The sequence below is a fragment of the Micromonospora sediminicola genome, from assembly GCF_900089585.1.
Taxonomy (GTDB): Bacteria; Actinomycetota; Actinomycetes; order Mycobacteriales; family Micromonosporaceae; genus Micromonospora; species Micromonospora sediminicola.
Window position 1 is genome coordinate 4,071,785 of sequence record NZ_FLRH01000003.1, and the last position, 11,298, is coordinate 4,083,082.

The 11,298-nt window shown below is 76.7% G+C and carries 1 protein-coding gene; it reads right to left on the reverse strand.

Annotation, left to right across the window (positions count from 1 at the left end; translation table 11 throughout):
* Positions 1-18: 18 nt before the first annotated feature.
* Positions 19-11,298, reverse strand: a complete 11,280-nt coding sequence (locus tag GA0070622_RS19245) for a type I polyketide synthase (protein ID WP_425412771.1) — start codon at positions 11,296-11,298, stop codon at positions 19-21.

Genomic DNA, 11,298 nt, shown 5'->3' on the forward strand with positions numbered 1-11,298 from the left:
TGTCGTCGCGGCCGTCGCTCAAGACGTCTCCAGCTCGCGGTCGATCAGGTCGAAGATGTTCTCGGTGGTGGCCGACTCCAGGTCGTCGTCGTCCGCGTCGGCCTGCCGGGCGGTCAGCCGGTCCAGCAGGCCGTGCAGCCGCTCGGTGATCCCGCGGTAGGCCTCGTCGTCCGGGTCCAGCCCGGCCAGCGCCGCCTCCAGCCGGTCCAGGTCCGGCCCGAGACCCGCCGACCGGTCGGCCGGGCCGTCGGGTACGGCGATCCGGGTGGCCAGGTGCGCGGCGAGCGCGGCCGGCGTCGGGTTGTCGAACACCAGCGTCGCCGGCAGTCGCAGCCCGGTGGCGGCGCCGAGCCGGTTGCGCAGTTCGACGGCGGTGAGGGAGTCGAAACCGAGTTCCCGGAACGCGCGGTCGGGTTCCACCGCGTCCGGGTCGCCGGCGCCGAGCACCACCGCGACGTGGGTCAGCACCAGCTCGCGCAGCGCGCGATCGCGCTTGTCGGTGGAGAGGCCGCGCAGCGTGTCGGCGAACGCCGGGCCGCCGGCCGCCTCGGTGACGGCGCCGCGTCGGGCGCCGGCCCGGACCAGGGCGGTGAGCAGCGGGTGGACCGGGCCGCCGGTGGGGCGGGTGCTGATCCGCGCGGGCATCAGGGTGGGTCGTTCCGAGCGCCAGGTGGCGTCGAACAGGGCCAGCGCCTCGTCGTCGGTGAGCGCCACCAGGCCGCTGCGTTCCAGCCGGCGCCGGTCGACCGCGCCGAGGTGGCCGGTGATGCCGCTGGCCGTGGCCCACAGGCCCCAGACCAGGGAGACCCCGGGCAGACCGAGGGAGCGCCGGTGGTCGGCGAGCGCGTCGAGGAACGCGTTGCCGGCGGCGTAGTTGCCCTGGCCCGGGCCGCCCATCAGGCCGGCGGCGGCGGAGTAGAGCACGAACGCGGTCAGCTCGTGGTCCCGGGTGGCGCGGTGCAGGTTCCAGGCCGCGTCGACCTTGGGACGCAGCACCGCGGCGAGCCGGTCCGGGGTGAGCGACTCGACGGTGGCGTCGTCGACGACACCGGCGGTGTGCACCACGGCGCGCAGCGGGTGCCGGGCGTCCACCAGGGACAGCACGTCGGCGACGGCGTCCGGGTCGGCCAGGTCGGCGGCGACCAGTTGCACCTCCGCGCCGCCGGCCTTGAGGTCGGCGAGCAGCTCGTCGGCGCCCTCGGCGTCCGGGCCGCGCCGGCTGACCAGCAGCAGGTGCCGGGCGCCGTGGGTGGCGACCAGGTGGCGGCAGAGCAGCGCGCCGAGCGTGCCGGTGGCGCCGGTGACCAGGACGGTGCCGTCGAGCCGGGGCGTGGGCGGGATGCTCAGCGTCAGCTTGCCCACGTGCCGGGCCTGGCTGAGGAAGCGGAACGCCTCGGGGGCGCGCCGGACGTCCCAGGTGCGCCGCGGCAGCGGTCGCAGCGCGCCGTCGGCGAACAGCGCCATCAACCGCTCCAGCATCCGGCCGACGACGGCCGGGCCGGCCGCCATCAGGTCGAAGCCCTGGTAGCTGACGCCGGGGTGGTCGGCGGCGACGCGGGCCGGGTCGCGCGGGTCGGTCTTGCCCATCTCGACGAACCGGCCGCCCCGGTCGAGCAGCCGCAGCGACGTGTCGACGTACGCGCCGGCGAGCGAGTTGAGCACGACGTCGACGCCGCGGCCGGCGCGGCGGGCGCGGAACTCGTCGGCGAAGTCGAGGGAGCGGGAGGAGGCGATGTGGTCGTCGTCGAGGCCGGTGGCCCGCAGCACCGGCCACTTGGCGGGGCTGGCCGTGCCGTAGACCTCGGCGCCGAGATGGCGGGCGATCTGCACGGCGGCCATGCCGACACCGCCGGTGGCGGCGTGCACCAGCACCGACTCCCCGGCGGTCAGCCGGGCCAGCTCGACCAGGCCGTACCAGGCGGTCAGGAAGACCACCGGGACGCCGGCCGCCTCGGCGTACGACCAGTCGTCGGGGATCCGGGTGACCATGCGGTGGTCGGTGACGGCGACGGTGGCGAACGAGCCGGCGAAGATGCCCATCACCCGGTCGCCGGGGGCCAGCCCGGTGACACCGGGGCCGACCTCGCGCACCACGCCGGCGCCCTCGCTGCCCAGCACCTGCTGGTCGGGGACCATGCCGAGGGCGAGCACGACGTCGCGGAAGTTCAGCCCGGAGGCACGCATCTCGACCGCGACGTGTCCGGCCGGCACCGCGCCCTCCCCGACCGGGACGGGCAGCAGCGCCAGGTTCTCCAGCGTGCCCGTCTCGGTCACGTCGAGCCGCCACGGCTGTCCGCCGGCGGGGGGTGCCAGCACGCCGGTGTCGCGGGCCCGGACCAGCCGGGGCGCGAGGGCGGCGCCGTCGCGCAGCGCGAGCTGCGGCTCGCCGGACGCCACCGCGGCGGGCACCGCGGCCCGCGAGGCGGCGGTGTCGTCGAGGTCGAGCAGCGTGAACCGTCCGGGGTGCTCGGACTGGGCGGAGCGGACCAGTCCCCACACCGCGGCGTGGGCCAGGTCGCGCGGCGCCTCGCCGGGCGCGGCGGCGACCGCGCCCCGGGTGGCCACGACCAGGCGGGCCGCCTCCAGGCGCGGCTCGGCCAGCCACTGGTGGATCCGGGCGAGGGTGTCGCGGGTGGCGTCGTGGGCGTCCGCGTCGGCCCGCTCCGGGTCCGGCGTCGCCGGACCGCCACGCAGGTCGACCACGACCTGGGGTACGTCGTCGCCCCGGTCCACCGCAGCGAGGAGCGCGGCCAGGTCGGGGTGGGTGCTCACCCGGTGGCCGGCGTCGGCCAGCTCGGCGGCATCGGGACTGCTGCCGAGCAGCGCCCAGTGGGCCGGGGCCGGGGCGTCGGTGGACGGCAGCGGGGTCCAGTCCAGGTGGAACACGGAGGTGCGGCGCAGCGCGGCCGCGTCGTCGTGGCCGGCGCCGACCGGCCGGAACGTCAGCGACCCGACGGTGGCGACCGGGCGGCCGGCCGGGTCGGCGAGGGTGACGGCGACGGTGTCCGGGCCGAGCGAGCGGATGGTGACCCGCAGCCGGGTGGCGCCGTGGGCGTGCAGCGTGACCGCGCGGAACGTGAACGGCAGCCACCCGCTGCCGGCGTCGGCGGGGGCGCCGAGCAGCGCGGTGGGGCCGGTGGCGTGCAGGGCGGCGTCGAACAGCGCCGGGTGCAGGCCGAACCGGGACGCCTCGGCGGCCTGCGTCTCGGGCAGCGTCACCTCGGCGTACACCTCGTCGCCGTGTCGCCAGACGCGGTGCAGGCAGCGGAACGCGGGGCCGTAGGTGAGGCCGGCGCCGGCGGTGCGGGCGTACCAGTCGTCCAGGTCGGCGTCGACCTCGACGGCGCCGGCCGGCGGCCACTCCCCGGGTGCGGGCGTCGGCTCGGTGGCCTGCGGGGTCAGCAGGCCCTCGGCGTGCCGGGTCCATTCGGCGGCGGGGTCGTCGGCGGGGCGGGAGTGCAGCGTGACGGCGCGTTCGCCGGTGTCGCCGGGCGCGCCGACGCGGACCTGCACCTGGACGGCGCCGGTGGGCGGGAGCACGAGCGGGCTGATCAGGGTGAGGTCGGCGACCTGGCCGGCGTCGACCTCGTCGCCGGCGCGGATCACCATGTCGGCGACGGCGGTGCCGGGGACGACCACGGTGCGGCCGACGACGTGGTCGGCCAGCCACGGGTGGGTACGCGTGGACAGCCGGCCGGTGAGGACCACGGTCTGGTCGTCGGCGACCGGCAGCGCGGCGCTGAGCAGGGGGTGCGCGGTGTCCTGGAGGCCGGCGGAGGCGACGTCGTGCGCGGGCTGGACGGTGGTGGTGGTGAGCCAGTAGCGCTTCCGGTCGAACGCGTAGGTGGGCAGGTCGACGGTGGGCGCGGGGGCCAGGACCCGGCCGAGGTCGACGGGTAGGCCGATGGTGTGGGCGGTGGCGAGACTGGTCAACAGCCGCCTCGCGTCGTCGTCACCGCGGCGCAACGTGGACAGGGCGTGGCCGGTGGTGTCGGTGTCGTCGAGGATCGCCGTCACCGGCAGCGTGAGCACCGGATGCGCGGACACCTCCACGAACGTGGCGTGCCCCGCCCCGATCGCCGTGCGCACCGCGGCATCGAAGCGGACGGGTTGACGCAGGTTGGTGTACCAGTAGCCGCCGTCCATGCCCTGCGGGTCGGCCCACTCCCCCGTCACCGACGACACCATCCGCACACCGCCCGGCTGCGGCGACAGGCCCGCCAGGTCGGTGAGCATCCGCTCGCGGATCCGCTCCACGGCCGGGTTGTGCGAGGCGTAGTCGAACGGCACCGGCTTCGCCCGCACCCCCTCGGCCACCCACGACTCCCGCAGATCGGCCAGAGTGTCCGGCGGGCCGGACACCACCACGTGAGCAGGCCCGTTCACCACCGCCACGACCGTGCCCGCCAGCCCTTCGATCCGCGCGGCCACCTCCGCCCCGGGCAGATCGACCGCGAGCATCCCGCCCGAACCGGCCAGGGTGGACAACGCGCGCGCCCGCAGGATCACCGCCCGCGCCGCGTCGTCGAGCGACAGCACCCCGGCCACGCAGGCGGCGGCCATCTCCCCCTGCGAATGCCCGATCACCACACCCGGCTGCACACCGGCCGCCCGCCACACCTGCGCCAGCGACACACCCACGGCGAACAACACCGGCTGCAGGATCTCCACCCGCTCCAACCAGGCATCGTCCGCACCGGTGAGCACCGACACCAGATCCACATCGAGATACGGCGCGAACGCCCGCTGACACTCGGCAAGACGCGCGTCGAACGGTGCGCACCGGCCCACCAGACCCGCCGCCATCCGCACCGACTGACCACCCTGACCCGGAAACACGAACACCGGGCCTGGCCCGTGCTCGGCCACCGAGCCCGTCACGACGGTCCCGGCCGGCGTGCCCGAGGCCAGGGCGTCCAGGCCGGCCAGCAGCTCCGGGCCGGTCGTGCCGAGCACGGCGGCGCGGTGGTCGAACGCCGAACGCGTCGTCGCCAGGGACCAGGCCACCGCCTCCGGATCGACGTCGTCCCCGGCGCGCAGGTGCGCGGCCAGCCGGGCAGCCTGCGCGGCCACGCCGGTACGGGTCCGCGCCGACAGCGGCCAGGCCGTGACCTCGGTGTCCACCAGGCCCGGCGCAGTGGGAACGGATCGGGTGTCCGGCTCGTCGGCCTGCTCGACGACCACGTGGGCGTTGGTGCCGGAGATGCCGAACGACGACACCGCCGCCCGACGCGGCCGCTGCACCACCGGCCACGGACGGGCCTCGGTCACCAACTCCACCGACCCCGCCGACCAGTCGATGTGCGGCGACGGCGCGTCCACGTGCAGCGTGGCCGGGACGACGCCGTGGCGCATGGCGAGGACCATCTTGATGATGCCGGCCACGCCGGCGGCGGCCTGGGTGTGGCCGATGTTCGACTTGACCGAGCCGAGCAGCAGCGGCGTGTCCCGGTCCTGCCCGTACGTGGCGAGGACCGCCTGCGCCTCGATCGGGTCACCCAAGGTGGTGCCGGTGCCGTGCGCCTCCACCACGTCCACGTCCGAGGTGGACAGCCCCGCGTCCGCCAACGCCGCCCGGATCACCCGCTGCTGCGACGGCCCGTTCGGCGCGGTCAGGCCGTTGGACGCGCCGTCGGAGTTGACCGCCGAGCCGCGCACCACCGCGAGCACCGGGTGGCCGTGGCGGCGGGCCTCGGAGAGCCGCTCCAGGAGCAGCACGCCGACGCCCTCGCCCCAGCCGGTGCCGTCGGCGGCGGCGGCGAACGCCTTGACCCGCCCGTCGGCCGCCAGGCCGCGCTGGCGGGAGAACTCGACGAACAGCCCCGGCGTGGCCATCACGGTCACGCCGCCGGCCAGGGCCAGGTCGCACTCGCCCCGGCGCAGCGCCTGCACGGCCAGGTGGAACGCGACCAGCGACGACGAGCAGCCGGTGTCCACCGACACGGACGGCCCCTCCAGGCCCAGCGCGTACGACACCCGGCCGGAGACCACGCTGGCCGCGTTGTCGGTGCCGCCGAAGCCGGCCGCCTCGTCGGCGGCGACGAGCAGCAGCGCCCGGTAGTCCTGGCCGTTGGTGCCGGCGAACACGCCGGTGCGGGAGCCGCGCAGCGACTCCGGCACCACGCCGGCCCGCTCGATCGCCTCCCAGGACGCCTCCAGCAGCAGCCGCTGCTGCGGGTCCATGGCGGCGGCCTCCCGCGGCGAGATGCCGAAGAAGGCCGGGTCGAAGTCGCCCGCGTCGTGCACGAACGCGCCCTGGTCGGTGTACGTGGTGCCGGCCGCCGCCGGGTCGACGTCGACGAGCGTGTCCGGGTCCCAGCCCCGGTCGGTGGGAAAGTCCCCGACCGTGTCCACGCCGTCGGCGACGATCCGCCACAGCCCTTCCGGGTCGCTGACCCCGCCGGGGAAGCGGCAGGCCATGGCCACCACGGCCACCGCCTCCTCGCCCGCGACGGTGGTCACCGGGTCGGTCGACGCGGGCGCCGGCTCGCCGCCGAGCAGCGTGGTCAGCAGCATCCGGGCCAGCGCCACCGGGCTGGGATGGTCGAAGACCAGCGTGGTGGGCAGCGGCTGGCCGGTCGCGGCGACCAGCCGGTTGCGCAGCTCCACCGCGGTCAGTGAGTCGAAGCCGAGGTCCCGGAACGCGGTGCCGGGCGGGATCGCGGCGGCATCGGCGTGTCCGAGCACGTCGGCGGCGAGGTCCCGGACCAGGTCGGTGAGCGTCTCCTCGCGCCGGGCCGCGCCCAGCCCGGCGAGCCGGGCCCGCAGGGCGGCGGCCGGACCGTCGTCGGCGTCGTCGGCCGGAGCGCCGCCGTCGAGCGCGGCCCTGGCCTCCGGTACGCCCTCCAGCAGCGGCCGGCGCCGGGCGGAGGCGTACGCCGGGGCGAACCGGGACCAGTCCACGTCGGCGACGGTGAGCGTCACGTCGTCGTGGTCGAGGGCCTGTCGCAGGGCGCTCATCGCCACGTCGGCGTCCATCGGCGGCACGCCGCGGCGGCGCAGCGCGCGGTCGGAGTCGGCGACGTGCATGCCGCCCTCGCCCCAGGAGCCCCAGGCGATCGCGGTGCCGGCGAGCCCGTCGCCGTGCCGCCGCTGCGCCAGCGTGTCCAGGTAGGCGTTGCCGGCCGCGTACGCCGCCTGTCCGGCGCTGCCCCAGGTGGCGGCGATAGACGAGTAGAGGACGAACGCGTCCAGGTCGTCGCCGGCGAGCAGTTCGTGCAGGTGCGCCGCGCCGGCGACCTTGCCGGCGGTCACCTCGGCCAGTTCGGCGGGCGTGACGTCGGCGAGCGGGGTGGTCTGGGGAAGCCCGGCGGTGTGCAGCACGGCGCGGATCGGCGGGCCGGCGGCGCGGAGCCGGTCGAGCAACGCGGCGACCGCGTCCCGGTCGGCGAGGTCGCACGCGGCGACGGTCACCCGGGCGCCGCGGTCGCGCAGCTCGGCGGCGAGGTCGGCCGCGCCGGGCGCGTCCGGGCCGCGCCGGCTGACCAGCACCACGTGTTCGGCACCGGCCTCGGCGAGCCAGCGGGCGGCGCGCGCGCCGAGGCCGCCGGTGCCGCCGGTGACCAGGACGGTTCCGGTGGGCGTGAACCGGCGTACCGGGGCTCGGTCGCCGATCGGCGCGCGGACCAGGCGGCGGACCAGGACGCCGGGGCCGCGTACCGCGATCTGGTCCTCGCCGGGCGGCGCGGCCAGCAGCGCGGTGAGCCGGCCGGCGGCGCGGGCGTCGGGCGCGGCGGGCAGGTCGACCAGGCCGCCCCAGCGGTGCGGGGCCTCCACGCCGACCACCCGGCCGAGTCCCCACAGCGCACCCTGGCCGGGGTCGGTGCCCCGGTCGTACGCGGTGGCGGCGACGCCGTTGCGGGTGACCAGCCACAGGGGCGCGTCGAGGCCGGCGTCGCCGAGGGCCTGGGTCAGGGTGAGCGTGGCGGCCAGGCCGGGCAGGAGCGCACCGTCCGCCGGCTCCCACGCGAGCAGCGAGACCACGCCGGCGACGGCGCCGCCGGCGGACCCGGCGGGATCGGCGTCGGCCGCCTCGGTGTCGGCGACGCGAGCCCGGTCGGACGCGGCGGGGGCGGCGGATGCGGCGGGCGTGGGACGTTCGGTGAGCGCGGCGACGAGCGCGGTCCGGTCGCCGTCGGGCGCCACGGTCAGCGGACGCACGTCGGCGCCGGCGGCGGCGAGCGCGTCGCGCACGGCGGTGACGGCCGGGTCGTCCTGGTGGCCGGCGGGCAGCGCCAGCAGCCACGTCCCGTCCAGCGGGGCGGCGGCGGGCTCACCGGCGGCCTGCCACTCGACGCGGTAGCGCCAGCCGTCGAGCCGGCCGTGCTCCTGCTGCCGCCGCCGCCAACCGGCGAGGACGGGCAGCAGCGTCCGCAGCGACTCGTCCGCGTCGGCGTCGTCGTCGACCGCCAGGGTGTCGCGCAACGCGTCCAGGTCGGCGCGGTCGACGGCGTCCCAGAAGCGGTGGTCGAGCAGGCCGGCGGCGACGGCCGGGGCGGCCGGTTCGCCGGCGGGTACCCAGTAGTGCTGCCGTTGGAACGGGTAGGTGGGCAGGTCGACGAGGCGGCCGGGGTGGCCGGCGAAGGCGGGCCGCCAGTCCACCGCCGTCCCGGCGGTGTGCAGGGCGGCGAGGGACCGGTGGAACCGGTCGAGGCCGCCCTCGTCGCGGCGCAGGCTGCCGGTGACCGTGACCGCGCCCGGCCCGGTGACGGCCTCGGCGCTGTCCTGCACCGCCATGGTCAGCACCGGGTGCGCGCTGACCTCGACGAACGTGCGGTACCCGGCGGCGGCGAGGTCACGGACCGCGTCGTCGAAGCGGACCGTCTCGCGCAGGTTGCGGTACCAGTAGTCGGCGTCGAGGCCGGCGGTGTCCGTCCAGTCACCGGTCACAGTGGAGCGGAACCGCACGGTGCCGGTGCGGGGTTCGATGGCGGCGAGCCGGGCCAGGAGGTGCTCGCGCAGCGGTTCGACGTGCGCGGAGTGGGAGGCGTAGTCCACCGGCACCCGCCGTACCCGCACCCCACCGGACTCGTAGTGCGCCACCAGCTCGTCCAGGGCGGCGGCGTCGCCGGAGACCACCACCGAGGTCGGCCCGTTCACCGCGGCGAGCGCGACCCGCCCGTCCCACCGACCGATCGTCTCGGTGGCCTCGTCGGCGGTGGTCGCCACCGACACCATGCCACCGTCACCGGCCAGCTCCGCGATGACCCGGCTGCGCAACGCCACCACCGCGGCGGCGTCGTCCAGGCTGAGCCCGCCGGCCACGTACGCGGCGGCGATCTCACCCTGCGAGTGACCGACCACCGCCGACGGGTGCACACCGTAGGACCGCCACAACGCGGCGAGGGACACCCCGACCGCGAACAGCGTCGGCTGCACCACGTCCACCCGCGCCAGCGACGGCGCGTCCGGTACGCCGCGCACCACGTCGAGCAGCGACCAGTCCACGTACGGGCGCAGCGCCTGCGCGCACGCGGTCAGCTCCGCCGCGAACACCGGGGCGGTGGCGAGCAGGTCGGCGGCCATGCCGGTCCACTGCGAACCCTGGCCGGGAAAGACGAACGCCACCTCGCCCGCCTCCCGGGCGGCCCCGGTGACGAGCTGCGGGGCGGGCCGGTCGTCGGCGAGCGCGTCCAGCGCGGCGGCCAGCTCGTCCCGGTCGGCGGCGAGCACCACGGCGCGGTGCTCCAGCGGCGAGCGGGACACCACCGACGTCCAGGCGACGTCGGCCGGCGCGAGCGCCGGGTCGGCGGCCAGGCGCGCGGACCAGCGCGCGGCCTGCTGGCGCAGCGCGGTGCGGGTCCGGCCGGTGACCAGCACCGGCGCGGTCCGGTCGGCCGGGGTGGCCGGCGCGGTGGCCTCCTCGGTGGGCTGTTCCAGGATCAGGTGGGTGTTGGTGCCGCTCATCCCGAACGAGGAGACGGCGGCGCGGCGGGGGCGGTCGACAGCCGGCCACGGCGTCGGCTCGGTGACCAGGCGGACCGCGCCGGCGGTCCAGTCGACGTGCGGCGTGGGTTCGTCGACGTGCAGCGTGGCCGGCACGATCCCGTGCCGCATGGCGTGGACCATCTTGATGATCCCGGCGATGCCGGCGGCGGCCTGGGAGTGGCCGAGGTTCGACTTGACCGACCCGAGCAGCAGCGGCGTGGACCGGTCCTGCCCGTACGTGGCCAGCAGCGCCTGCGCCTCGATCGGGTCGCCGAGCACGGTGCCGGTGCCGTGGGCCTCCACCACGTCCACCAGGTCGGGGGTGAGCTTCGCGCCGGCCAACGCCGCCCGGATGACCCGCTGCTGGGAGGGGCCGTTCGGGGCGGTCAGTCCGTTGGACGCGCCGTCGGAGTTCACCGCCGAGCTGCGGATCACCGCGAGCACCGGGTGGCCGTTGCGGCGGGCGTCGCTGAGCCGTTCCAGCAGCAGCATGCCGACGCCCTCGGACCAGCCGGTGCCGTCGGCGGCGGCGGCGAACGACTTGCACCGCCCGTCGGCGGCCAGGCCGCGCTGGCGGGAGAACTCGACGAACGGGCCGGGGGTGGCCATCACCGTCGCGCCGCCGGCCAGCGCCAGCCCGCACTCACGTTCCCGCAGCGCCTGGCAGGCCAGGTGCACCGCGACCGACGACGACGAGCAGGCGGTGTCCACAGTGATCGACGGTCCCTCCAGGCCGAACGTGTAGGCGAGCCGGCCGGAGACCACGCTGGCGGCGGTGCCGGTGAGCACATACCCCTCGGCGTTCGGCGCGCGGTGCAGCACGGCGGCGTAGTCCTGCCCGGACGTGCCGACGAAGACACCGGTGCGGCTGCCGCGCAGCGACAGCGGCGCCACGCCGGCCCGTTCGAACAGCTCCCAGGTGACCTCCAGCAGCAGCCGCTGCTGCGGGTCCATGGCGACCGCCTCGCGGGGGGACACGCCGAACAGCGCGGCGTCGAACTGCCCGGCGTCGGTCAGGAACCCGCCGGAGGCGGTGTACGAGGTGCCGGCGTTCTCCGGGTCGGGGTGGTGCAGCAGGTCGAGGTCCCAGCCCCGGTCGGCGGGGAAGTCGCCGATCGCGTCGCCACCGTCGGCGACGAACCGCCACAGCTGTTCCGGGGTGGTGATCCCGCCGGGGTAGCGGCAGCTCATCGCCACCACGGCGACCGGCTCGGACTCCTGGGCGGTGACCTCGCGCAACCGCTGGCGGGTCTGGTGCAGCTCGGTGACGACCCGGGTCAGGTACTCCCGGAGTCGCTGCTCGTCCCCCGCCGGTCCGGTGCTGCCCACTGCCGTGTCCGCCATGGTCGATCTCGCTCCCTGGTGTGCCAC